The organism is Pseudomonas sp. TWP3-1, assembly GCF_049896625.1.
GTDB lineage: Bacteria > Pseudomonadota > Gammaproteobacteria > Pseudomonadales > Pseudomonadaceae > Aquipseudomonas.
In genome coordinates, this window is record NZ_JAFCUQ010000013.1 from 104,172 (window position 1) to 128,536 (window position 24,365).

Genomic DNA, 24,365 nt, shown 5'->3' on the forward strand with positions numbered 1-24,365 from the left:
TTGCGTTTATCGAATTGACGCTCAAACCTCCGGATCATTAATGTCGCGGCAGCGTCATCCGGTACATGCTCCTTTCGGCAACCGGATGCTGGCGCTCCAATAATAAAGACAAGAGGCAACTCCCGATGCGCACGTTCCCCTCTGGCCCGCCCAGCAACGCCTGATTTCAACCTTCTATTCTTGTGTCCGTGCCTGAATTGAGCCGGCCGCCGTTCGACTGCGTTTTTTGCGTGGAATAAAAATAATGAACCAGCCCCAGTCCGCTGTCGGTAACTGCCTCGACGTGCAGTCCTTCATCAATGCCCAACCGATCTCGCGCTACCAGTGGCGGGTGGTGATCCTGTGTTTTCTGATTGTCTTCCTCGATGGCCTCGACACCGCAGCCATGGGTTTCATCGCCCCGGCGCTCTCGCAGGACTGGGGGATCGACCGCGCCAGTCTCGGCCCGGTGATGAGCGCCGCGCTGATCGGCATGGTCTTCGGCGCACTCGGCTCCGGGCCACTGGCTGACCGCTTCGGGCGCAAAGTCGTACTGGTCGGCGCGGTGTTTCTGTTCGGCGCTTTCAGCTTGGCCTCCGCTTACGCCACCAACGTAGACCAACTGTTGGTGCTGCGCTTCCTCACCGGATTGGGTCTCGGCGCCGGCATGCCCAACGCCACCACGCTGCTCTCGGAGTACACCCCGGAGCGCAAAAAGTCGCTGCTGGTGACCAGCATGTTCTGCGGTTTCAACCTCGGTATGGCCGGTGGCGGGTTTATCTCGGCCAAGTTGATTCCGGCGTTCGGCTGGCACAGCTTGCTGCTGATTGGCGGGGTTCTGCCGCTCATCCTCACCGTGGTGCTGCTGTTCTGGCTGCCGGAATCGGCGCGCTACCTGGTAGTGCGTAACCGTGGCACCGACAAAGTGCGCAAGACCCTCGCACCGATTGAACCAAGCATCGTTGCCCAGGCCTCGAGCTTTAGTGTGCCGGAGCAGCAAACCGTCAAGGCGCGCAATGTATTCGCGGTGATTTTCTCCGGCACCTACAGCACCGGCACGTTGTTGCTATGGCTGACCTATTTCATGGGCCTGGTGATCGTTTACCTGCTGACCAGTTGGCTGCCGACCTTGATGCGTGACAGCGGCGCGAGCATGGAACAAGCGGCGTTCATCGGCGCGTTGTTCCAGTTCGGCGGGGTGTTGAGCGCGGTCGGCGTAGGCTGGGCGATGGACCGCTTCAATCCGCACAAGGTCATCGGCATTTTCTACCTGCTGGCCGGGGTGTTTGCCTACGCGGTCGGTCAGAGCCTGGGCAACATCACCTTGCTCGCCACGCTGGTTTTGGTCGCCGGCATGTGCGTCAACGGTGCGCAATCGGCCATGCCGTCGCTGGCGGCGCGGTTCTATCCGACTCAGGGCCGCGCGACCGGGGTGTCGTGGATGCTCGGGATTGGCCGCTTCGGCGCGATTCTCGGTGCGTGGATGGGGGCGACGTTGCTTGGCTTGGGCTGGAATTTCGAGCAAGTGCTGACCGCGTTGGTAATCCCGGCCGGATTGGCGGCAACGGCGGTGGTAATCAAGGGCTTGGTCAGTCACGCGGATGCGACCTAAGTAGGTCGATAGGCAGACAACAATCTGTTCGATAAACGAACGCTCAGTCGATTATCGGATTGTTTGGCAAATTTCAGCGGCTTAATCTGCAGTGACTCCGGCGCTGAACCTCGCGCCTTTTTATCACTGGCGATTCATTACAAAAACGGGAGCCCGCTCCATGGCTGAGATCCTTTCGCTGCACGACGCGGTGAAGCAATTCGTCAACGACGGTGACACCGTTGCGCTCGAAGGCTTCACGCACCTGATCCCTACGGCGGCAGGTCATGAAATCATTCGGCAGGGCAAGAAAGATCTGACCCTGGTGCGGATGACGCCTGACCTGATCTACGACCAACTGATCGGTGCCGGATGTGCACGCAAGCTGATTTTCTCTTGGGGCGGCAACCCTGGCGTGGGTTCGCTGCACCGTCTGCGTGATGCGGTCGAGAAGCAGTGGCCACAGCCACTGGAGATCGAAGAACACAGCCACGCCGACCTGGCGAATGCCTACGTCGCCGGCGCTTCCGGCCTACCGTTCGCGGTGCTGCGGGCCTACGCCGGTTCTGACTTGCCGAAGGTCAACCCGCTGATCAAAACCGTCACCTGTCCATTTACTGGTGAAGTGCTCGCGGCAGTGCCGTCGGTGCGTCCGGACGTGACCGTGATCCACGCGCAGAAGGCTGACCGCAAAGGCAACGTATTGCTGTGGGGCATTCTCGGCGTGCAGAAAGAAGCCGCGCTGGCCGCCAAACGCTGCATCGTCACCGTCGAGGAAATCGTCGATGACCTCAAAGCACCGATGAACTCCTGCGTCCTGCCGACCTGGGCCTTGAGCGCGGTTTGCCATGTGCCCGGTGGCGCGCATCCGTCCTACGCCCACGGTTACAACCAGCGCGACAACCGCTTCTACCAAGCGTGGGACGCGATCGCTCGCGACCGTCAGACGTTTACCGCGTGGATCGAAGAATACATCCATGGCTGCGCTGATTTCAGCGAGTTTCAGGCCAAGCTGGCCGCTGCTTCGGAGGCCAAGTAATGACTTACACCACCAATGAAATGATGACCGTCGCCGCCGCCCGCCGGTTGCAAAACGGCTCGGTGTGTTTCGTCGGCATCGGCCTGCCCTCCAAAGCCGCCAACCTCGCACGACTGACCTCGTCGCCGGACGTGGTGCTGATCTACGAATCCGGCCCGATTGGCGCCAAGCCAAGCGTATTGCCACTGTCGATCGGCGACGGCGAACTGGCGGAAACCGCTGACACTGTGGTGCCGACCGGTGAGATTTTTCGCTATTGGTTGCAGGGCGGACGCATCGACGTCGGTTTTCTCGGCGCGGCACAGGTCGATCGTTTCGGCAACATCAACACCACCGTGGTCGGCGATTACCACGCGCCGAAAGTGCGTCTGCCGGGTGCCGGTGGCGCGCCGGAAATTGCCGGTTCGGCGAAAAGCGTGTTGATCATCCTTAAACAGTCGGCACGTTCGTTTGTCGACAAGCTCGATTTCATCACTTCGGTCGGGCATGGCGAGGGCGGCGATTCACGCAAGCGTCTGGGCCTGCCGGGCGCTGGCCCGGTCGGCATCATCACCGACTTGTGCATCATGGAACCGGAGGCGGGCACCCACGAATTCGTGGTCACCGCACTGCATCCGGGCGTGACTCGCGAGCAGGTAATCGCTGCCACTGGTTGGGCGATCCGTTTTGCCGAGACCGTCGAGCAAACCGCTGAACCGACCGAGATTGAGCTGACTGCACTGCGCGACCTCGAAGCGCGCACCGCAGCCGCCCACGGCCAGGCACCGGGAGAAGCATGATGCGTGACGTCTATATCTGCGACGCGATTCGCACCCCGATTGGCCGTTTCGGCGGTGGACTCGCCAATGTGCGTGCCGATGATCTGGCCGCTGTACCGATCAAAGCGCTGATGCAGCGCAACCCGTCGGTGGACTGGACCGCAGTCGACGAAGTATTCCTCGGCTGCGCCAACCAGGCCGGCGAAGACAACCGCAACGTCGCGCGCATGGCGCTGCTGCTGGCCGGGCTGCCGGAAACGGTGCCGGGCGTAACCCTCAATCGCCTGTGCGCTTCCGGAATGGACGCCATCGGCACCGCGTTCCGGGCCATCGCCAGCGGCGAGATGGAGCTGGCGATTGCCGGCGGCGTCGAGTCGATGTCGCGGGCGCCATTCGTAATGGGCAAGGCTGACGCGGCGTTTTCGCGCAACATGAAACTCGAAGACACCACCATCGGCTGGCGCTTCATCAACCCGTTGATGAAGGCGCAGTACGGCGTCGATGCGATGCCGCAGACCGCCGACAACGTGGCCGACGACTACGAAATTTCCCGCGAGGATCAGGACGCTTTTGCTCTGCGCAGTCAGCAACGGACTGCCGCCGCGCAAGCCGCCGGCTACTTCGCTGAAGAAATCGTCGAAGTGCGCATCGCGCACAAGAAGGGCGAAACCGTAGTCAGCCAGGACGAACATCCGCGTGCCGACACCACGCTTGAAGCCTTGACCAAATTGAAACCGGTCAACGGCCCGGACAAAACCGTCACCGCCGGCAACGCCTCAGGCGTCAATGATGGCGCCGCTGCGCTGATTCTAGCCTCGGCCGAAGCGGTGAAAAAACACGGTCTGACCGCCCGCGCCAAAGTGTTGGGTATGGCCAGCGCCGGTGTTGCGCCACGGGTGATGGGCATCGGCCCGGTGCCGGCAGTGCGCAAACTCACTGAACGCCTCGGTGTGGCGGTCGGCGATTTCGACGTGATCGAACTCAACGAAGCCTTCGCCAGCCAAGGTCTGGCGGTGTTGCGCGAGCTGGGTCTGGCTGACGATGCCCCGCAGGTCAACCCGAACGGCGGCGCAATCGCCTTGGGTCACCCGTTGGGCATGAGCGGTGCGCGTTTGGTGCTGACCGCGCTGCACCAGTTGGAAAAAACTGGCGGCAAGAAAGCGCTGGCGACCATGTGCGTCGGTGTTGGTCAAGGTCTGGCCCTGGCCATCGAACGCGTCTGACGCACCGCTGCGAATATAAGAATCGAGGAAAGCGAAATGACTGACAAGCCTGGTTACCGTCGCCCACAGGAAGGCACCCAGCCGCCGTACCTGCACCCGACCTATCAATCCACCAACCTGCGCTCGCCGTCGAAGCCGTTGGTGTTTCTGCCGCATTCGCTGTCGGAAATCACCGGGCCGACCATCGGTGCCGAGCGTGTGGCTGACACCGATAACGATTTGACTGCCCAGCACCCAGGCGAGCCTTTGGGTGAGCGGATCATCATCCACGGCCGGGTACTTGATGAAGACGGTCTGCCGGTGCCGGGGATTCTGGTGGAGATCTGGCAGGCCAACGCCGCCGGTCGCTACAACCATGCCCGCGACCTGCACGATGCGCCGCTCGACCCGAATTTCACTGGCACCGGCCGCACCGTTACCGATGCTGACGGCTGGTATCAATTCCAGACGATCAAGCCCGGCGCTTATCCGTGGGGCAACCACCACAACGCCTGGCGTCCGGCGCACGTGCACTTTTCGCTGTTCGGCCCGAGCATTCTCACGCGTCTAGTTACGCAAATGTATTTCCCGGGTGATCCGTTGCTGCCCTACGACCCGATCTACAACTGCGTGCCGGACACCTCGGCCAAGGAACGCCTGATCGCCGCGTTCGATCTGGAAAAAACCATTCCGTCCTACGCCCTCGCGTATCGCTGGGACATCGTGCTGCGCGGGCGTGAAGCCACGCCGATGGAGAAATAAGATGACTCTGAATGCGACCACGTCCCACACCGTCGGGCCGTATTACCACATCGGCCTGACCTGGCTGAACCGCGAAAACCTCGCCAACGAACTGACCCTTGGCGAGCGTGTGGCGATCACCGGGCAAGTGGTGGATGGCAACGGCGATGTCGTCAACGACGCGATGCTCGAAGTCTGGCAAGCGAATGCCGCCGGCAAGTACGACCATCCGGAAGATGAGCAAGCCAAACCGTTGGATCCGAACTTTGAAGGTTTTGGCCGGGTGCCGGTGGATGCTGAAGGGCGTTTCCGCTTTACCACGATCAAACCGGGTACGGTTGAAGGCTTGAAGGGGTCGACTCAAGCGCCGCATCTGGTGGTGTTGGTGTTTGCTCGTGGCTTGGTCAAGCACTTGCTGACGCGGATTTACTTCGAAGGCGATCCGGCCAACGTCGACGATCCATTGCTGGAATGCGTGCCGGCCGAGCGCCGCGCGACTTTGTTGGCGAAGCAGGATGCGGCGGGGGTTTATCAGTGGAATGTGATCTTGCAGGGCACTGATGCCGAGACGGTGTTCTTCGATTACTGATCGGTACATCAGTGGTCAGCGATCACCTGTGGCGAGGGGATTTATCCCCGTTGGGCAGCGAAGCGGCCCCAAAACCAGTCAGCGCGTTGTTTCATATAAATCGCGTGCCTCTGATTTGCGAGTGCTTCGCACTCGAACGGGGATAAATCCCCTCGCCACAAAGGCTGCCCAAGAGCTGGGTGCTGATCCATTGCGGAACGGGACTGTTACTAAGTGTGTCTAGACTCTCACTGTCCCCACAGAGTAAAAAACAATGACAACCCTGGCCTCGCATTACACCGGTGAAGAGCGCAGCAAGCGCATCTTCGCGATTGTCGGCGCCTCGTCCGGCAACCTGGTCGAATGGTTCGACTTCTACGTCTACGCCTTTTGCGCGATCTATTTCGCCCCGGCGTTTTTTCCCTCCGACAATCCCACGGTGCAATTGGTCAACACCGCTGGCGTGTTCGCCGCCGGGTTCCTGATGCGGCCGATCGGCGGCTGGATTTTTGGCCGGGTGGCGGACAAGCACGGGCGCAAGAATTCGATGCTGATCTCGATTCTGATGATGTGCTTCGGCTCGCTGCTGATTGCCTGTCTGCCGACCTACAAGGACATCGGCGTCTGGGCGCCGGTGCTGTTGCTGTTCGCACGTCTGCTGCAAGGCCTGTCGGTCGGCGGCGAGTACGGCACCACCGCGACTTACATGAGCGAAGTTGCACTGAAGGGCCAGCGCGGGTTTTTCGCCTCGTTCCAGTACGTCACCCTGATCGGCGGGCAACTGCTGGCGGTGCTGCTGGTGGTGATCCTGCAACAGTTCCTCAGCGAAGATGAATTGCGTGCCTACGGCTGGCGGATTCCGTTTGTGGTCGGCGCGGCTGCGGCGTTGATCTCGCTGTTCCTGCGTCGCACGCTGAAAGAAACCACCAGCAAGGAAATGCGCGACAACAAGGACGCCGGCAGCATCCGCGCGTTGTTCCGTGACCACAAAGCCGCGTTCATCACCGTGCTCGGCTACACCGCTGGCGGCTCGCTGATTTTCTACACCTTTACTACGTATATGCAGAAATACCTGGTGAACACCGCCGGCATGCACGCCAAGACCGCCAGCTACATCATGACCGGCGCGCTCTTCCTTTATATGTGCATGCAACCGCTGTTCGGCATGCTCGCCGACAAGATCGGCCGCCGTAATTCGATGCTGTGGTTCGGCGCGCTGGGTACGCTGTTCACTGTGCCGATTCTGCTGACCCTGAAAAGCGTCAGCAGTCCGTTTCTCGCATTGGTGCTGATCACCGTGGCGCTGGCGATTGTGAGTTTCTACACCTCGATCAGCGGCCTGGTGAAAGCCGAAATGTTCCCGCCGGAAGTCCGCGCGCTTGGCGTCGGTCTGGCCTATGCGGTGGCTAATGCGATCTTCGGCGGTTCGGCGGAATACGTGGCGTTGAGCCTCAAGGCTGGCGGCATGGAAAACTCGTTCTACTGGTACGTCACGGTGATGATGGCGGTGGCGTTCCTGTTCAGTCTGCGCCTGCCCAAACAAGCCAAGTATCTGCACCACGACCTTTAAACCGATGCGCGCGGGCCACCACGGCCCGCGCGCGCAAGGACTTTTATGACTCAGCGACCGGGCAATCAACTGTTCGATGCCTATTTCACTGCTCGCGACATGCGTGAGGTGTTCTGCGATCAAGGCCGGGTGCAGGCGATGCTCGATTTCGAAGCCGCGCTGGCTCGGGCTGAATCGCGGGTTGGATTGATTCCGGCGTCTGCGGTCGCACCGATCGCAAATGCCTGCCGCGCCGATCTGTACGATTTCGCAGCGTTGGGCGAGGCGATTGCCAGCGCTGGCAATTCGGCGATTCCGCTGGTCAAGGCGTTGGGCAAGCAGATCGCGGCGGCGGATGCCGAAGCCGAGCGCTATGTGCATTTGGGCGCGACCAGTCAGGACGTGATGGATTCCGGGCTGGTGCTGCAATTGCGTCAGGCGCTGGATCTGATCGAAGGCGAACTGGCGCAACTCGCCGATTCACTGGCGACCCAGGCACAACGTCACGCCGCAACGCCGCTGGCCGGACGCACCTGGCTGCAACACGCGACGCCGGTCACGCTGGGCATGAAAATCGCCGGATGGCTCGGCGCCGTGACGCGTAGCCGTCAGCGTCTGCGCGAACTCAAGCCGCGTCTGTTGGTGCTGCAATTTGGCGGCGCGTCCGGCACGCTCGCGGCGTTGGGCGAACAAGCGTTGCCAGTTGCCGAGGCGTTGGCGGAAGAATTGCAACTGACCTTGCCCGAACAACCGTGGCACACCCAACGCGACCGCATCGTCGAGTTCGGCGCTGTGCTGGGATTGATCGCCGGCAGCCTCGGCAAATTTGGCCGCGACATCAGCCTGTTGATGCAGACCGAAGCCGCGGAAGTGTTCGAACCTTCGGCGCCGGGCAAGGGCGGTTCTTCGACCATGCCGCACAAGCGCAATCCGGTCGGTGCTGCGGTGTTGATCGGCGCCGCGACGCGGATGCCGGGGCTGGTATCGACCCTGTTCAGCGCGATGCCGCAGGAGCATGAGCGCAGCCTCGGCCTGTGGCACGCCGAATGGGAAACCTTGCCGGAGATTTGCTGTTTGGTCTCGGGTGCCTTGCAGCAGGCACGGCTACTGGCCGATGGTCTTGAAGTGGATGCCGCACGCATGGCGCGCAATCTGCAATTGACCCAAGGTCTGGTGCTGGCCGAAGCGGTGAGCATCGTCCTCGCGCAGCGGGTCGGGCGCGACACTGCGCATCATCTGCTCGAACAATGCTGCAAACGCGCGGTGGCCGAACAACGCCATTTACGTGCGGTACTCGGTGATGAGCCGCAAGTTACCGCCGAGCTGAGCGCTGCTGAACTGGATCATCTACTCGACCCCGCTCACTACCTTGGCCAGGCGCAAGTCTGGGTCGAGCGAGCGGTGGCCGAACACATCGCATTGTCTGACTGAAAGGAGAGGGCTGTGGCTTTCGTTCAACTCGCCGATGGCGAACTGCACTATCAAATTGAAGGGCCAACCAATGCTCCGGTGTTGGTGCTGTCCAACTCGCTGGGCACTGATCTGCACATGTGGGACGCGCAGATGCCGGCGTTCACCGAGCACTTTCGCGTGCTGCGCTTCGACACCCGAGGCCACGGTAAATCACTGGTGACGTCGGGGCCGTACACCATCGAGCAACTGGGCCACGACGTGCTCGCGTTGCTGGATGCGCTGCACATCGAGCGGGCGCATTTTTGCGGGTTGTCGATGGGTGGCTTGATCGGTCAGTGGCTGGGGATCAATGCCGGGCAGCGGCTGCACAAGTTGATCGTGTGTAATACGGCGGCAAAGATCGGCGATCCGTCGGTGTGGAATCCGCGCATTGAAATGGTCCTGCGTGACGGCGCTGCAGCGATGGTTGCGCTGCGTGATGCGTCGATTGCGCGCTGGTTTACCGCTGACTTTTCCGCTGCCAATCCGGCGGCGGCCAAGCAGATTACCGATATGCTCGCGGCTACATCGCCTGAGGGCTACGCGGCCAATTGCGCGGCAGTGCGGGATGCGGATTTCCGTGATCAACTTGGCTCGATCAAAGTGCCGTTGCTGGTGATTGCCGGCACGGAAGACGCGGTCACGCCACCCTCCGGCGGGCATTTCATTCAGGAACATGTGCGCGGTGCCGAGTACGCCGAGTTCTATGCGGCGCATTTGTCCAACGTGCAGGCCGGCAGCGCGTTCAGCGACCGAGTGCTGACGTTCTTGCAGGCTGATTGAGAGGAAAGATTGTGGACGAGAAACAACGTTACGACGACGGCATGCAAGTGCGCCGCGCGGTATTGGGCGATGCGCATGTTGATCGCAGCCTGACAGCCCTGACCGAATTCAACTCGGAGTTTCAGGAGATGATCACCCGGCACGCCTGGGGCGATATCTGGACGCGTCCGGGCCTGCCGCGCCACACCCGCAGCCTGATCACCATCGCCATGCTGATCGGCATGAACCGCGAAGGTGAACTCAAATTGCATTTGCGTTCTGCCGCCAATAACGGCGTGAGCCGTGGGGAGATCAAGGAGGTGATCATGCAGAGCGCGATCTACTGCGGGATTCCGGCGGCGAATGCGACGTTCCACTTGGCAGAGTCGGTCTGGGATGAATTGGGTGTCGAATCCCGGGAGTGATTGTGGCTGAACTGGCCCCATCGCTGGCAAGCCAGCTCCCACAGTGCTCTCGGGTGTGCCCAAAATTTGTGAACGACACAAAAACCTGTGGGAGCTGCGGTGCGACGATTCGACTTGCCAGCGATGAGGCCGCCGCGATCAATCACGTCTTGGCAACAATGAAAATCCGCTTGAACGGAAACAACGTACGCCCGTCACGCTGCTGCGGATACTCCGCCTGCACCCGCATCACAAAGTGATAGATGAACCGCGCCTGCTCGCCAGCATCCAGCCCCTGCATCACCTCACGCAGCGCTGACACCTTGATCCAGTCGTAAACCGGCGACTTGCCGTCCACCACTTGCATCTGCTCGGTCTCCCAGATGTCCACCGTCGCGCACAGCGGGGCGAGCAAATGGTAGTAATCGGCTAATGGCAACAACGGGCGTCTGCGCATTCTTTCGCGCAATTGCGGCGTGCCCAGTGGCTTGCCGTTCTGGCCACTGTCCTCAAGCGTATCGAGCATCAATTGATACCAGCGCGCATCCCGCCAGTCGGGCATGTGCGCAGCCAGGCAGCCGCCCGGGTCGAGGTGCCCGAGCAATCCCGGAAGCAGATTCTGATGGTCATCGATGAAGTGCAGCACGGCGGCGGCGAACAGCAGGTCGGCGGGTTTTTCAGGCTTCCAGCCTTGCAGGTCGCAATGGTGCCACTGGGCTTTGATCGGCAGGCATCGCGCCTGCTCGAGCATTTGCCTTGAGCTGTCGACGCCTGTCAGTTGTGCGCGCGGCCAGCGTTTGGCCAGAGCTTGAGTGCCAATGCCGGTGCCGCAGCCCAGATCATAGATGAGGTTGGGATTTACCAGGTCGATACGTTCAAGCAATTCGCACACCGGACGTTGTCGCAGACGTGAGAATTGCTGGTACGCAGTGGCGTCCCAGTCAGGCACAGATTTGAGGCGAGCGATCATGAGGTGGTCCTCCATTGATCAGCAGTGTCTTCCGATGACAGCTTGGCTTGAGTCGCGGGGACCAACATCCACAGATAACGGAAGCGGGTAGGTGCAGCGCCTGAGTCCTTCAGGTTTTTCTTACTCTAATGGATGGCTGGCGCTATGCCAGCCATCCCGACGGATGGCCTATAGCAAGCTGATCGGATAGCTGACGATCAAGCGGTTCTCATCGAATTCGTTATTGTTGAAGTCGCGCCGGATGGTCGAGTTGCGCCATCTGACGTTGAGATCCTTGAGCGTGCCGCTCTGTACGGTGTAACCGAGTTCCGATTCGCGGCCCCACTCCTTGCCGTCGCTGGTGGTGGCGGTGTGTACGTTGTCGCCGCTGATGTAGCGGTTCATCAGGGTCAGGCCGGGGACGCCGAGGGCGACGAAGTTGTAGTCGTGGCGGATCTGCCAGGAGCGCTCTTGCGCGTTGTCGTAACTGGCGTTGTAGCTGTCGTTGGCCAGGGTACCGCCGCTGGTGCCGTTGACGCGCATCCACGCGCTGTCGCCGGTGAGTTTTTGCAGGCCGACGTAGAAAGTGTGGCCGGCGTAGCGCGCCGAGAGCATGCCCGACCAGGTCTTGTTGTCCAGCTCGCCGGCGCGGGCACTGCCGTCATCCTTGCCGTAGAAAAAACCGAGGTTGGCGCCGAGGGTCCAGTCGCCCAGCGGCTGGCTGTGGGTCAGGTTAACGTATTGCTGGCTGTAAATGTCTTCCAGCTCGGCGTTCCACAGGCCGATCTGCGTACGTTTTTCGTTGAACGCGTACTCGCCGCCCTGAAAGTTGAAACGATCTGAGGTGAAGCCTGCTTTGCCGGTCATCGACATGTCGCTCATGCTGCTGTCGTCGCGCGGGCTGTTGGCGCGGAACTGCCCGCCGTAAAGGGTCAGGCCGTCGATTTCCTTCGAGGTGATCTGCCCGCCACGAAAGGTTTGCGGCAGCGAGCGGCCGTCGTCAGAGCGCAGGATCGGCAGCACCGGCATCCATTCGCCGACCTTGACTTCGGTCTGCGAGAACTTCGCCTTGAACGCGACGTTGGTGCGGCCGAAGTTGTCTGCGGGGCGTCCGTCACGATCCAGCGGCAACAGTTGCGTGCCGCCAGTGCCTTTGCCGCCATCAAGCTTGAGCGAGTACAGGCCGAGGATGTCCATGCCGAAGCCCACGGTGCCTTGGGTGAAACCGGATTTGGCGTCGAGGATGAAGTTCTGCGTCCACTCTTCAGCCTTGCCCTGCGCCTTGGTCGGGTTGGTGAAGTTGCGGTTGATGTAGAAGTTGCGCAGGTTCAGGTTGACCTTGGCGCCCTCGACAAAGCCTGCTTCCTCGGCGGCTGCGGGGAGGGCGGTGCCCACCAGGGCCAGAGCGATCAAACCGGGGAATCCGTAACTGGAAGGCGTCATGACTTGGGTCTCTCTAGTTTTTATGGGGCAGAACGAATTTGTTGCCGCCACTTTCGGGGCAGACATGGGGTTGCAGATCTGGGGATGGAGCGGTGGCGATCAGCCTGACGGGGCAGGGCGTGGGAGCATGGTGGTGAACCTGTTGTTATTGATTTTGTGATTCGGATGGTGCGGGGCGCGGATGTCTGTGTTCAATCAGTAAAAGCGGGTTTCGGGCGATTATCGAACGCAAGATTGATCTTTGTTTTGTAGTGGCTGTCAGGGCCTCATCGCTGGCAAGCCAGCTCCCACAGTGTTCTCGGGTGTACCCAAAACTTGTGAACAACACAAAAACTGTGGGAGCTGGCTTGCCAGCGATGGCTATCTGTTAGGCGATGGGGTTGTTTCTGGCTGGGTACATATCCGTTGCTGCGGTAACGGCTGCTTGGGGTTCCGCCCTGACGGCGGGTCACCTTTTCCAAACGCCGAAAAGGTAACCCAAAAGGCTTTACCCTGACGTTCGGCCCTCGCTGTGGCTCGGGTTCCTTCGCTCCGGGATTGATCCGGGGGCATCGCCTCCGGTTTGCTGCGCTGCACCTCCTCTCGATGTGTTCGACTTCGTCGAACGGTCGCTGCGCTCCCACCCCCGGATCAATCCCTCCACTCAGCCTGCCGACGGGCGCTTGAGATCAAGAGCGGTACTCGAGCTAACGCTCATTGTGTTGAGTGGGGCGGCTTTGCCGCGGGGGTGTACGCAAATTGGAGTTGTGTGTGCCAGCCTGCTGGCGATGGGGCCAGCCCAGACAACACCACTTTCAGGCAGACAACAAAAAGCCCACCAATTGGTGGGCTCCTTGTATTCAGCCGAGGATCAGAACAACTTCATCTTCGGCGCTTCTTCTTTCAGCGGCTCGTTCTGCGCGGTTTGCGCATTCCAGCCACCGCCGAGTGCCTTGTACAGGTTGACCGCACTGGTCAGCTGCGCGAGGCGGTCGGTGATCAGCGCTTGTTGCGCGCTGAACAGCTGACGCTGGGCATCGAGGAAGGTCAGGTTGCTGTCGACGCCAATGCGATAGCGACGCTCAGCCAGGCGGTAGTAATCCTGGTTGGCCTGGACGAAATCACGCTGAGCCTGCAACTGCTCGGTGTAGGTCTGACGCGCGGCCAGGCCGTCGGCGACTTCCTGGAAGGCCGTTTGAATGGACTTCTCGTAGTTCGCCACGCCGATGTCCTTCTGGATCTCGGCGGCATCGAGGCTGGCGCGCAGGCTGCCGGCGTTGAAGATCGGCAGGTTGATCTGCGGCTGGAACAGCCAAGTGCCCGAACCACCCTTGAACAGGCCGGACAGGTCCGGGCTCAGGCTGCCCGCGTTGGCGGTCAGGCTGATGCTCGGGAAGAACGCGGCACGGGCCGCGCCGATGTTGGCGTTGGCCGCCTTCAGGTTGTATTCGGCCTGAAGGATGTCCGGGCGACGTTGCAGCAGGTCCGATGGCAGACCGGGCGGCACATCGCTGAGCAGGTCGTCGGACAGCGGTTTGGCCACTTGCAGGTTGGCCGGGATGCCAGTGCCGAGCAGCAGCGTCAGACCGTTTTCATCCTGTGCCACCTGACGGGTGTAACGCGCCAGTTGTGCACGGGCGTTTTCCACCGAGGTGCGCGACTGCGCCAGATCCAGCGCCGAGGCGACACCGACTTCGTTGCTGCGGCTGGTCAGCTTGTAGCTTTCTTCGAAGGCACCGAGGGTGTCTTGAGTCAGCTTGAGCAGTTCCTTGTCGGCCTGCCAGGTCAGGTAGGCGTTGGCCACGTTGGCCACCAGACTGATCTGGGTGCTGCGGCGCGCTTCTTCAGTGGCGAAGTATTGCTGCAGCGATTGCTCGCTCAGGCTGCGCACCCGACCAAACAGGTCGAGTTCGTAGGCGCTGATGCCGACGGTGGCGGAGTACGAGCTGGTGATGCTCGACTCACCGGTCTGCGAAGCCCGGGCCGGGACTCGCTGACGACTGCCGCTGCCATTCGCTGAAACGGCCGGGAACAGATCGGCGCGCTGGATGCGGTATTGAGCCGCATAGGCGTCGATGTTCAGTGCCGCGACGCGCAGGTCGCGGTTGTTTTCCAGCGACACCTGAATCAGTTGCTGCAGTGCCGGGTCATGGAAAAACTGCTTCCAGCCCTGCTCGGCAGCGGCCTGCGCCGGAGCCTGGGCCGGCGAGTACGCCGGGCCCTGCGGGTACTGGCCTGCGACCGGTGCTGCCGGTTGCTGATAGTCAGGTATCAGCGAGCAGCCGCTCAGCACGAAGGCGGCGACGGCGATGGAGAGTAGCGACTTGCTCATTGGCCAGCCTCTTTAGGAGTTTCTTTGGCGTCATCCAGGTCGGCGTTTTTACGCTGGCCAATGGACGACACAGTGACGAAGAACAGTGGCACCCAGAATATCGCGAGTACGGTGGCGGTGATCATACCGCCAATCACGCCGGTACCGATCGCATGCTGACTGCCCGAGCCTGCGCCCGTGGAGATCGCCAGTGGCACCACACCGAGAACGAATGCCAGCGAGGTCATGATGATCGGGCGCAGACGCATGCGGCATGCTTCGATCGCCGCATCGCGCAAGCTGCGCCCTTGCTCATGCAGTTCCTTGGCGAATTCAACGATCAGAATGGCGTTCTTGGCCGCCAGGCCGATGGTCGTCAACAGGCCAACCTGGAAGTACACGTCGTTCGACAGACCGCGCAGGCTAGTGGCCATAAGCGCACCGATGATCCCCAACGGCACCACGAGCATGACCGCAATCGGAATCGACCAGCTCTCATACAGTGCCGCCAGACACAGGAACACCATCAGCAGCGACAAGGCATACAGCGCCGGCGCCTGAGAGCCTGACAGACGTTCCTCGTAGGACAGACCGGTCCAGGACAGGCCCACACCCGCCGGCAGTTTAGCTGCGAGGGCTTCGACTTCGGCCATCGCTTCACCCGTGGAGTAACCCGGAGCCGGAGCACCAAGGATTTCCACCGCTTCCACGCCGTTGTAACGCGAGAGCTTCGGCGAGCCGTAGGCCCACTCGCCCTTGGCGAACGCCGAGAACGGAACCATGGTGCCGCTGGCGTTGCGTACGAACCATTTCTTCAGGTCTTCGGGGCTCATGCGCGAGTCCGGCTGGCCCTGTACGTACACTTTTTTCACTCGACCACGGTCGATGAAGTCGTTGACGTAGCTACTGCCCAAGGCAATCGACAACGTGTTGTTGATGTCGCTGATGGTAATGCCCAAGGCACTGGCCTTCTCGTCATCGATTTCCAGCTGGAATTGTGGCTCGTCATTCAGGCCGTTCGGACGTACCTGCGACAGCACTTTGCTCTGCGCCGCCATGCCGAGGAACTGGTTACGCGCAGCCATCAACTTTTCGTGACCGATACCGGCGCGATCTTGCAGGAACACGTCGAAACCGGTGGCGTTACCCAGTTCCAGAACCGCCGGCGGGGCGAAGGCGAACACCATCGCATCGCGGAAGGTAAAGAAGTGCTGCTGGGCACGGGCGGCGAGTTTGAACACGCTGTTGTCAGCGTTACGTTCGCCCCACGGCTTGAGCATGATGAACGCCATACCCGAGCTCTGACCACGGCCGGCAAAGTTGAAGCCGGTCACGGTGAACACCGAAGCCACTGCGTCACCTTCGCCGCCGTCCTTGGTCGGACGCAGCAGGAATTCGCGCATTTCATCCACCACTACCTGAGTGCGCTGGGCACTGGAGCCGGCAGGGGTTTGCACCTGAGCGAAGAGTACGCCCTGATCTTCTTCGGGCAGGAATGCGGTCGGAATGCGGGTGAACAGCCAGATCATTCCCACCACGATCAGCAGGTAGGCCAGCAAGTAAGGAATCTTGCGCTGAAGCATGCTGCCGACACCGCGCTCGTAGCTGCGAACGCCACGGTCGAAGTTGCGGTTGAACCAGCCGAAGAAACCTTTTTTCGGTGTGCCGTGCTCACCCTTCGGAATCGGCTTGAGCATGGTGGCGCAGAGCGCCGGGGTGAAGATCAGCGCTACCAGTACCGACAGGGCCATGGCCGAGACGATGGTGATGGAGAACTGCTTGTAGATCACCCCGGTGGAGCCGCTGAAGAACGCCATCGGCAGCAATACCGCCGAAAGAACCAGCGCAATACCGACCAGTGCGCCCTGGATCTGGCCCATGGATTTCTTGGTTGCTTCCTTCGGTGACAAGCCTTCTTCGCTCATCACCCGTTCGACGTTTTCCACCACGACGATGGCATCGTCCACCAGCAAGCCGATGGCCAGCACCATACCGAACATGGTCAGGGTGTTGATGCTGAAACCGAACGCCGCGAGGATGCCGAACGTACCGAGCAATACCACCGGCACGGTCATCGTGGTGATGACGGTGGCGCGGAAGTTCTGCAGGAACAGGAACATCACCAGGAACACCAGTACGATGGCCTCGACCAAGGTATGAACCACACCTTTGATCGACTCGGTCACCACCGGGGTGGTGTCGTACGGGAATACCACTTCCATCCCTTGCGGGAAGAATGGCTTGAGGCTGTCAATCGTCGTGCGCAGTGCCTTGGCGGTGTCGAGGGCGTTGGCACCGTTGGCCAGTTTGACTGCCAGACCGGATGCCGGGCTGCCGTTGAACTGGGCACTGATCGCGTAGTTCTCGCCACCCAGGGCGACGTCGGCGACGTCCTTGAGGCGAACCTGCGAGCCGTCCTTATTGACCTTGAGCAGAATCTCTTTGAATTGCTCGGCGGTCTGCAGACGGGTCTTGCCGATGATCGTGGCGTTCAGTTGCTGGCCTTGTACGGCAGGCAAGCCACCGAGCTGACCGGACGACACCTGAACGTTCTGCGCGGCGATCGCGGTCTTGACGTCAACCGGGGTCAGGTTGAAGTTGTTCAACTTGGCCGGGTCGAGCCAGATGCGCATCGCGTACTGGGCACCGAAGACCTGGAAGTCACCGACGCCGGCAGTCCGCGAAATCGGATCCTGCATGTTCGACACGATGTAGTTGGACAGGTCGTCCTTGCTCATGCTGCCGTCGCGCGACACCACGCCGATCACCAAGAGGAAGTTTTTCACTGCCTTGGTCACGCGGATACCTTGTTGCTGCACTTCCTGCGGCAACAGCGGGGTGGCCAGGTTCAGCTTGTTCTGAACCTGCACCTGCGCGGTGTCGGAGTTGGTGCCTTGCTCGAAGGTCGCGGTAATGGTCATGCTGCCGTCGGAGTTACTTTCCGAAGACACATAACGCAGGTTGTCGATACCGTTGAGCTGCTGCTCGATCACCTGAACCACGGTGTCCTGAACCGTTTGTGCCGAAGCACCCGGGTAGGTCACGGAGATCGCAATGGCCGGTGGCGCAATGCTCGGGTATTGGTTGATCGGCAATTTGAGGATCGAAAGTGCCCCGACCAGCATGATCACCAGGGCAATTACCCAGGCGAAAATCGGACGGTCGATGAAGAATTTTGACATGAATTACTCCCCTTTGCCGCCGGCGGCTTGATCAGCTGCCTGTGCGGGGGCCGGGTTCTTGGTGCCGACGTTGGTCGCTTCGGTGGCTTTGACTTCGACGCCTGGCTTGACGAATTGCAGACCTTCGGTGATCAGGCGATCGCCGGCCTTGAGGCCGTCTTCGATCAGCCATTGGCTACCAACGGTGCGGCTGGCCTTGAGCTGACGCAGTTCAACCTTGTTGTCCGCGCCGACTACCAGTGCGGTCGGAGTGCCTTTAAGGTCACGGGTCACGCCTTGTTGCGGAGCGAGAATCGCGGCGCTGTTCACACCGGCCTGCAACTGAGCGTGCACAAACATGCCTGGCAGCAAGGTGTGATCCGGGTTCGGGAACACTGCGCGCAGCGTCACGGAGCCGGTGGTCTGATCGACTGACACTTCGGAGAATTCCAGCTTACCGTCGAGCTTGTACTGGCTGCCGTCTTCGAGGGTCAGCTTGACCGCAGCGGCGTTATCGCCAGCCTTTTGCAGACGACCGCTTTCCAGCTCGCGGCGCAGCTCCAGCAATTCCACCGAAGACTGCGTGACGTCCACGTAGATCGGGTCAAGCTGCTGAATCACCGCCATGGCGTCGGTCTGGCCATTGCTGACCAGTGCACCTTCGGTGACCGAAGAGCGGCCGATGCGGCCGGAGATCGGTGCGTAAACCTTGGTGTAACGCACGTTGATCTGCGCGCTCTGCAGGGTCGCTTCCGATTGCAGGCGGTTGGACAGGGCGGTGTCGTATTCCTGACGGCTCACGGCTTGCTCGTCAACGAGCTGCTTGTAGCGATCGGAGATCGACTTGGTCGAACGCAGGTTGGCTTCGGCGCTTTTCAGGGTCGCTTCATAGACCGACGGATCGATCTGATACAGCTGCTGGCCGGCTTTGACATCGCCGCCTTCCTTGAACAGACGCTTGAGAATGATGCCGTTGACCTGCGGTCGAACTTCAGCGATGCGGAACGCGCTGGTGCGGCCCGGCAGTTCGGAAGTCAGGGTAAAGGCTTGTGGTTGCAGGGTGACGACGCCGACCTGAGGAGGCGGTGCGGCAGGCGCCGCTTCTTCCTTTTTACATCCGCTGAGCAGCGATGCCAGGGCGACGGCAGTGACCAGAGCGGTAACAGCTGGCTTGAATTGCATGAAGATCCTCGGGTCAGGCGCGCAAAAAGCGCACAAGAAATGTGTAAGGGTAAAAAACAGATACCGGGTGGATAAGTAGCTTGCTAAGGAATATACTTACATTCATGGCTGTTTGTAAACACCCTGGCGTCGTATCCAGCCTGTTACAAAAGTGGTTGCAAGGTTAGGAATTGTAGGCCCGGGAGATGATCCGCGAGAGATCCAGCCCTTTTTATTCAGCGAATATTCAGTCATCGCTGAAACATCCTGTTTGAGGTTTTACTGCCATGGTTCGTCGTACCAAAGAGGAAGCTCAGGAAACCCGAAGCCAAATCCTCGAAGCGGCCGAGAAAGCTTTCTATGAGCGCGGGGTCGCGCGCACCACGCTGGCGGACATCGCCACCCTGGCCGGCGTGACGCGCGGAGCCATCTATTGGCACTTCAGCAACAAAGCCGATTTGCTGCAGGCTATGCTCGATACCTTGCATGAGCCGCTGGATGAACTGGCCAAGGCCAGCGAGAGCGAGGACGAACTCGATCCGCTGGGCTGCATGCGCAAGCTGCTGATTCATTTGTTTCATCAAGTTGCGCTGGATCCGAAAACCCGGCGCATCAACGAAATTCTGTTTCATAAGTGCGAGTTCACCGATGAAATGTGCGATCTGCGCCAGCAGCGCCGGACGGCCAGTCTCGATTGCAATCTGCGTATCGGCCTGACCCTGCGTAATGCGGTGAATCGCGGCCAGCTGCCGGAAGATCTCGACACTGCCCGCGCGGCCATCAGCATTCATGCCTATATCGACGGCCTCCTTTATGGCTGGCTACTCGCGCCGGACAGCTTCGAGCTGCATGCCGAAGCCGAGCGCTGGGTCGATACCGGGTTGGACATGCTGCGCTTGAGTCCCAGCCTGCGCAAATGAAACAAAATCCGGGATTGGAGCGGGCTGTGTCAACCAAGGTGCACAGGAATATTCACGCGGCGAGTTTATACGTAGCGCGCTACGTCTTTTGTAGGGATTTTGTATTTTCGCCGAAGGGAAATTTGGTCGTTGCGATTTGAGCGAAGGAGGCAAGCGTCCTCGTAAGGGCGCTTGCTCATGGGCCGGTAATTACAAGAATTAATACCGGATTTGAATCTTAAGTGCGTAGCTATAAGGGGTGGCGCTCTGGTTTTGTTCCAGTGCGTATTCGCATAGGATTTTGCGCTGGCCAATCGAGTGAATACTGTGTTGTCGCGATACTCTCGACTTTGCGTCAAAAGCAAGCGGATCATAGCCGCGATTTGTTAGTGTTGCTGCTGTCGCGAAACTGAATGCGTAGTCACCGCTACTATATGTAAATTTATGACTGATCAGTGAACTTCGAAATGCTTGCTTGCCACTGGTGATACGTCGTAGCAACGCGTTTGGTAATAAAAGTGAATAGCAGTCGCCAGGTGGTATTTCAAAATCCTCCGACTCGCCATCCCACGTTGAACTGATCAGAGAAAATGTTTCGTGAGTATGATTGTAGATGTGGATCAGGATGTTGGTCTTTGAGGTTGTTTTGCGAATCGCCTCCCATTCTACAGGCTGCTGCTGTCGAGCCAGTTTATAGTTTTCTTCAAATTTTCTACCAAGTAAAAAGTTTGCCTTTTCGCTTTCTAATTGTTCTTTGCTCAGGCCGGCTAAATAGGTTCTGGTGCTGTCGATATACTCCTGGTCATGTTCCCCTTCCAAGTATGAGAGTAGCTCTTCAATTTCGTCCATGATTCGATCTCTGGTTGTTTGATTGTGTTGTGTTGTGTTGTGGTGGCTGAAGATAACAGCGCCGCTGAAGGTTTGCTTACAAGGTGTGTAATGGTTTATGTATTTAATTAACTATCTGTGAGAACTAAAAAAGCCCCGGCTCTTTCGAGTCGGGGCTTGTTTAGTTGCTACTAACTAACGCTTACAGCGTTGGATAGTCAATGTAACCCACCGGGCCTTTGCCATAGAAAGTTTCCGGATGCGGCTGGTTCAGCGGCGCATCGGCCTTCAGACGCGCTGGCAAATCCGGGTTGGCAATGAACGGCACACCAAACGCCACGGCGTCAGCCTTGCCGCTGGCCAGCCACTCGTTGGCGCTGTCTTTGGTGAAGCGTTCGTTGGCGATGTACGCGCCGCCGAAGGCTTCTTTCAATTGCGGGCCGAGGCTGTCAGCGCCTTCTTTCTCACGCGAGCAGATGAACGCGATGCCACGCTTGCCCAGTTCGCGAGCGACGTAGGTGAAGGTCTCGGCGAGGTTGTCATCACCCATGTCGTGGGAGTCGGCACGCGGTGCCAGGTGCACGCCAACACGCCCGGCACCCCAGACTTCGATCGCAGCGTCGGTCACTTCGAGCAACAGGCGCGCACGGTTTTCCAGGGAGCCGCCGTAGTTGTCGGTACGCTGGTTGGTGCTGCTTTGCAGGAACTGGTCGAGCAGGTAACCGTTGGCGCCGTGGATTTCCACGCCGTCAAAACCGGCGGCCTTGGCGTTCTCGGCACCCACGCGGTAGGCGTCGACGATGTCGGCGATTTCAGCGGTTTCCAGTGCGCGCGGGGTGACGTAGTCGGACAGCGGACGCACCAGGCTGACGTGGCCTGCCGGCTGGATCGCGCTTGGAGCCACCGGGGTTTCACCGTTCAGGTACGACGGGTGCGAGACGCGGCCGACGTGCCACAGTTGCAGGACGATTTTGCCGCCGGCAGCGTGGATGGCTTTGGTCACGTTGGTCCAGCCGCGCACTTGATCGTTGGACCAGATGCCCGGGGTGTCCGGGTAGCCGACGCCCATCGGGGTTACCGAAGTGGCTTCGCTGAGGATCAGCCCGGCAGAAGCGCGTTGTACGTAGTACTCGGCCATCAGCGCGTTGGGCACGCGGCCTTCGTCGGCGCGGCAGCGGGTCAGCGGCGCCATGATGATGCGGTTGGACAGCTCGAGGTCGCCCAGTTTGATCGGATCGAAAATAGTTGCCATGAGATACAACCCTCGTGAGGTGATTAAGTGAATCAGTGGGTAGCAGGTGCCAGCTCGGGATTACCGCTCTGACGGAAAGTGATCAGCGTCACCAGCAGCGCGAGCACTGCCAGGACAGCCGCTGCGAGCGGCACGCTGGTGAGGCCGAAGCCGTGGGCGATGACGCTGCCGCCAACCCAGGCGCCGAGCGCATTGCCGATGTTGAAGGCGCCGATGTTCAGCGTTGAGACCAGGTTTGGTGCAGCCTTGCCGAAGGTCACCACGTTGACTTGCAACGCCGGTACGGCGGCGAACGAAGCGGTGGCCCAGAGGAACAGGGTGATTTCCGTCGGGATCAACGCGACGCTGGTCCAGCTCAGTACGGTGGAGATCACCGCCATCGCCACGAACACACCAATCAGCGTGGCGCCAAGACGTTTGTCCGCCAGTTTGCCGCCGATGATGTTGCCGACGGTCAGGCCGAGGCCGATCAGCAACAAGGTCCAGGTCACGCCTTTGGGCGAGACGCCGGTGACTTCGCCGAGCAGCGGCGCGACGTAGGTGAACAGGGTGAACATCGAGGCGGCGAACAGCGCGGTTATGCTCAGCGACAGCCAGATCCCGGCACCTTTAAGGGCGGCCAGTTCGGCGCGCATGTCGAGTTTTTCCTCGTCACGCTTGGCCGGCAGAAAGCGGATCAGACCGATCAGTGCAATCACACCGATCACGGTCACGGCCCAGAAGGTCGAACGCCAGCCGGCTTCTTGACCGAGCGCGGTGCCCAGTGGCACGCCAAGCACGTTGGCCAAGGTCAGACCGGTGAACATCAAAGCCACGGCCGAAGCGCGTTTGTTCGGCGCCACCAGACCTGCCGCGACCACCGAACCGATGCCGAAGAACGCACCGTGGCACAGCGCGGTCACCACTCGGGCGAACATCAACACTTGATAGTCACTGGCGACTGCACAGAGCAGGTTGCCGACGATGAAAATCCCCATCAACGCTACCAGCGCAGCCTTGCGCGGCAGTTTCGCGGTGGCCAGTGCCATGAACGGCGCACCGATGGCCACGCCCAGGGCGTAACCGGTCACCAGCCAGCCGGCACCGGGAATCGACACACCGAGGTCGGCCGCCACATCGGGCAGCAGGCCCATGATGACGAACTCGGTGGTGCCGATGGCGAAGGCGCTCAAGGCGAGTATGAGTAGCGAGAGGGGCATCGTTGATTCCTTTTGGCTGGCTGACGTTAAGGGTCAGAGCTCTTTACTGAGAGTGCTGAGAAACGCCTGGATCACGTCCTCGTTGCGTTTGAAAAAGTGCCATTGACCGACCTTCTGGCTGCTGATCAGGCCGGCCCGTTGCAAGGTCGCCAGGTGTGCGGAGACCGTCGATTGCGACAGGCCGCAACGCTGATCGATCTGCCCGGCACAGATGCCGTACTCGTGGTTGTGCAACTGTTCCGGGAACTGGACTTTCGGGTCTTTCAGCCAGTTGAGGATGTCTCGCCGTACTGGGTGCGCCAGGGCTTTTATTATTTCGTCGAGGTCAAGGTTCATGGCAGGGTGCTCGGTGTGTAAAACGCTATATCGCGATGAGGCGAACTTTAAATCGGTATTTCGCGATATACCAATATGATTTTGATCTGATGACCGCATAAATCGGTATATCGGGTTATAACGATACGCTGAGTGTAAAAACCAAAGGACGCAGTGCTAAGCTGCGCCCATGAACTATCTCGCACATTTACACCTCGGTGGCCAGCGCCCCGGCCAATTGCTCGGCAGCCTGTATGGCGATTTCGTCAAAGGACGGCTGCAAGGGCAGTTTGATCCGGAGGTCGAAGCGGCGATTGCGCTGCATCGGCGGATCGACGTATTTACCGATCGCCATCCGCTGGTCGACGTTTCCCTCGGACGCTTCTCCACCACCCGCCGGCGTTATGCGGGGATCGTTCTTGATGTGTTTTTCGACCACTGCCTGGCGCGCGACTGGACGCTGTATGCCGACCGGCCGCTGGCGCAATTCACTTCGGACGTTTATCGCGTGTTGTCCAGCGAACGGCAGTTGCCCGAACGCTTGGCGCAGATTGCGCCGCACATGATGGCCAACGATTGGCTGGGTTCGTATCAGGAATTTGAAGTGCTGGAGCAGGTGTTGCGCGGGATTTCCCGGCGCCTGACCCGGCCGGAAGAACTGGCGGGAGCGATGGAGGAGTTGCGACGCTTGTATGAGCCGTTGAGTGAGGATTTTGCGTTGTTTTATCCACAACTGCAGGATTTTGCTCAAGGCTCAAAGGCAACCTAGATCCCTGTGGGAGCGGGCTTGCCCGCGATGGCGTCAGCACATTCCACAAAGATG

General features: G+C 60.1%; 22 protein-coding genes. 13 read left to right on the forward strand and 9 right to left on the reverse strand.

The window, feature by feature from the left end:
• Positions 1 to 244: 244 nt before the first annotated feature.
• The 10 genes from ACP7BN_RS18425 to pcaC all read left to right on the forward strand — a co-directional run bounded on the left by ACP7BN_RS18425 (position 245) and on the right by pcaC (position 10,066).
• Entirely contained in the window at positions 245 to 1,591 is a 1,347-nt protein-coding gene (locus ACP7BN_RS18425) for an MFS transporter (RefSeq protein WP_420648186.1), read from the forward strand.
• A gap of 160 nt (positions 1,592 to 1,751) precedes the next feature.
• Positions 1,752 to 2,609 (forward strand): CoA transferase subunit A, encoded by an 858-nt coding sequence (locus ACP7BN_RS18430; protein ID WP_426205545.1) that lies wholly within the window; start codon positions 1,752 to 1,754, stop codon positions 2,607 to 2,609.
• Positions 2,609 to 3,388 (forward strand): CoA-transferase subunit beta, encoded by a 780-nt coding sequence (locus tag ACP7BN_RS18435; protein ID WP_426205546.1) that lies wholly within the window; start codon positions 2,609 to 2,611, stop codon positions 3,386 to 3,388. The genes ACP7BN_RS18430 and ACP7BN_RS18435 overlap by 1 nt, the downstream gene beginning before the upstream one ends.
• Positions 3,385 to 4,590: a 3-oxoadipyl-CoA thiolase gene (gene pcaF, locus ACP7BN_RS18440; protein WP_426205547.1), complete on the forward strand. Its 1,206-nt coding sequence runs from the start codon at positions 3,385 to 3,387 to the stop codon at positions 4,588 to 4,590. The genes ACP7BN_RS18435 and pcaF overlap by 4 nt, the downstream gene beginning before the upstream one ends.
• A gap of 36 nt (positions 4,591 to 4,626) precedes the next feature.
• Positions 4,627 to 5,331 (forward strand): protocatechuate 3,4-dioxygenase subunit beta, encoded by a 705-nt coding sequence (gene pcaH / locus ACP7BN_RS18445; protein ID WP_426205548.1) that lies wholly within the window; start codon positions 4,627 to 4,629, stop codon positions 5,329 to 5,331.
• 1 nt (position 5,332) lies between these two features.
• Entirely contained in the window at positions 5,333 to 5,899 is a 567-nt protein-coding gene (gene pcaG / locus ACP7BN_RS18450) for a protocatechuate 3,4-dioxygenase subunit alpha (RefSeq protein WP_426205549.1), read from the forward strand.
• A 253-nt stretch (positions 5,900 to 6,152) separates the two neighbouring features.
• Positions 6,153 to 7,448 (forward strand): MFS family transporter, encoded by a 1,296-nt coding sequence (locus ACP7BN_RS18455; RefSeq protein ID WP_426205550.1) that lies wholly within the window; start codon positions 6,153 to 6,155, stop codon positions 7,446 to 7,448.
• 45 nt (positions 7,449 to 7,493) lie between these two features.
• On the forward strand, positions 7,494 to 8,858 hold the full coding sequence (locus tag ACP7BN_RS18460) for a 3-carboxy-cis,cis-muconate cycloisomerase (protein WP_426205551.1): 1,365 nt from the start codon (positions 7,494 to 7,496) through the stop codon (positions 8,856 to 8,858).
• Positions 8,859 to 8,870: 12 nt separating this feature from the next.
• Positions 8,871 to 9,662 carry a 3-oxoadipate enol-lactonase gene (gene pcaD, locus ACP7BN_RS18465; protein ID WP_426205552.1) on the forward strand — a complete coding sequence of 264 codons (792 nt, stop codon included), beginning with the start codon at positions 8,871 to 8,873 and terminating at the stop codon, positions 9,660 to 9,662.
• Positions 9,663 to 9,673: 11 nt separating this feature from the next.
• The gene (gene pcaC / locus ACP7BN_RS18470; protein WP_426205553.1) at positions 9,674 to 10,066 is read left to right on the forward strand and encodes a 4-carboxymuconolactone decarboxylase; all 393 of its coding nucleotides are present in this window, start codon (positions 9,674 to 9,676) and stop codon (positions 10,064 to 10,066) included.
• Between the two features lie 142 nt (positions 10,067 to 10,208).
• Here the strand turns inward: pcaC and ACP7BN_RS18475 are convergent, their stop codons facing one another.
• Positions 10,209 to 11,015 (reverse strand): methyltransferase domain-containing protein, encoded by an 807-nt coding sequence (locus ACP7BN_RS18475; protein ID WP_426205554.1) that lies wholly within the window; start codon positions 11,013 to 11,015, stop codon positions 10,209 to 10,211.
• 168 nt (positions 11,016 to 11,183) lie between these two features.
• Positions 11,184 to 12,437 (reverse strand): OprD family porin, encoded by a 1,254-nt coding sequence (locus ACP7BN_RS18480; RefSeq protein WP_426205555.1) that lies wholly within the window; start codon positions 12,435 to 12,437, stop codon positions 11,184 to 11,186.
• Here ACP7BN_RS18480 and ACP7BN_RS18485 point away from each other — a divergent pair.
• The gene (locus ACP7BN_RS18485) at positions 12,436 to 12,597 is read left to right on the forward strand and encodes a hypothetical protein (RefSeq protein WP_426205556.1); all 162 of its coding nucleotides are present in this window, start codon (positions 12,436 to 12,438) and stop codon (positions 12,595 to 12,597) included. The genes ACP7BN_RS18480 and ACP7BN_RS18485 overlap by 2 nt on opposite strands.
• A 690-nt stretch (positions 12,598 to 13,287) precedes the next feature.
• On the opposite strand, the gene emhC is transcribed toward ACP7BN_RS18485, so the two are convergent.
• Genes emhC through emhA form a run of 3 tightly spaced genes read right to left on the reverse strand, consistent with a single transcriptional unit; the run spans position 13,288 to position 19,070 of the window.
• Positions 13,288 to 14,748, reverse strand: coding sequence for an efflux RND transporter outer membrane subunit EmhC (emhC, locus tag ACP7BN_RS18490; RefSeq protein ID WP_426205557.1), 1,461 nt, complete (start codon positions 14,746 to 14,748; stop codon positions 13,288 to 13,290).
• Positions 14,745 to 17,909, reverse strand: coding sequence for an efflux RND transporter permease subunit EmhB (gene emhB / locus ACP7BN_RS18495; RefSeq protein ID WP_426205558.1), 3,165 nt, complete (start codon positions 17,907 to 17,909; stop codon positions 14,745 to 14,747). The genes emhC and emhB overlap by 4 nt, the downstream gene beginning before the upstream one ends.
• 3 nt (positions 17,910 to 17,912) lie before the next feature.
• On the reverse strand, positions 17,913 to 19,070 hold the full coding sequence (gene emhA, locus ACP7BN_RS18500) for an efflux RND transporter periplasmic adaptor subunit EmhA (RefSeq protein WP_426205559.1): 1,158 nt from the start codon (positions 19,068 to 19,070) through the stop codon (positions 17,913 to 17,915).
• Between the two features lie 266 nt (positions 19,071 to 19,336).
• On the opposite strand from emhA, the gene emhR reads away from it, so the two are divergent.
• Positions 19,337 to 19,969 (forward strand): efflux system transcriptional repressor EmhR, encoded by a 633-nt coding sequence (gene emhR / locus ACP7BN_RS18505; RefSeq protein WP_426205560.1) that lies wholly within the window; start codon positions 19,337 to 19,339, stop codon positions 19,967 to 19,969.
• Positions 19,970 to 20,167: 198 nt separating this feature from the next.
• Here emhR and ACP7BN_RS18510 read toward each other — a convergent pair whose 3' ends face one another.
• The 4 genes from ACP7BN_RS18510 to ACP7BN_RS18525 form a co-directional block, all read right to left on the reverse strand.
• The gene (locus ACP7BN_RS18510) at positions 20,168 to 20,797 is read right to left on the reverse strand and encodes a hypothetical protein (protein ID WP_426205561.1); all 630 of its coding nucleotides are present in this window, start codon (positions 20,795 to 20,797) and stop codon (positions 20,168 to 20,170) included.
• A 181-nt stretch (positions 20,798 to 20,978) separates the two neighbouring features.
• Positions 20,979 to 22,028, reverse strand: coding sequence for an alkene reductase (locus ACP7BN_RS18515; protein WP_426205562.1), 1,050 nt, complete (start codon positions 22,026 to 22,028; stop codon positions 20,979 to 20,981).
• A gap of 32 nt (positions 22,029 to 22,060) precedes the next feature.
• The gene (locus ACP7BN_RS18520; protein ID WP_426205563.1) at positions 22,061 to 23,227 is read right to left on the reverse strand and encodes an MFS transporter; all 1,167 of its coding nucleotides are present in this window, start codon (positions 23,225 to 23,227) and stop codon (positions 22,061 to 22,063) included.
• 33 nt (positions 23,228 to 23,260) lie between these two features.
• A complete protein-coding gene (locus tag ACP7BN_RS18525) occupies positions 23,261 to 23,563 on the reverse strand; it encodes an ArsR/SmtB family transcription factor (protein WP_426205564.1) in 303 nt (100 codons plus the stop codon).
• A gap of 169 nt (positions 23,564 to 23,732) precedes the next feature.
• Between ACP7BN_RS18525 and ACP7BN_RS18530 the strand changes: the two genes are divergently transcribed.
• Positions 23,733 to 24,311 carry an ACP phosphodiesterase gene (locus ACP7BN_RS18530; protein ID WP_426205565.1) on the forward strand — a complete coding sequence of 193 codons (579 nt, stop codon included), beginning with the start codon at positions 23,733 to 23,735 and terminating at the stop codon, positions 24,309 to 24,311.
• The last annotated feature ends 54 nt before the right edge of the window (positions 24,312 to 24,365 follow it).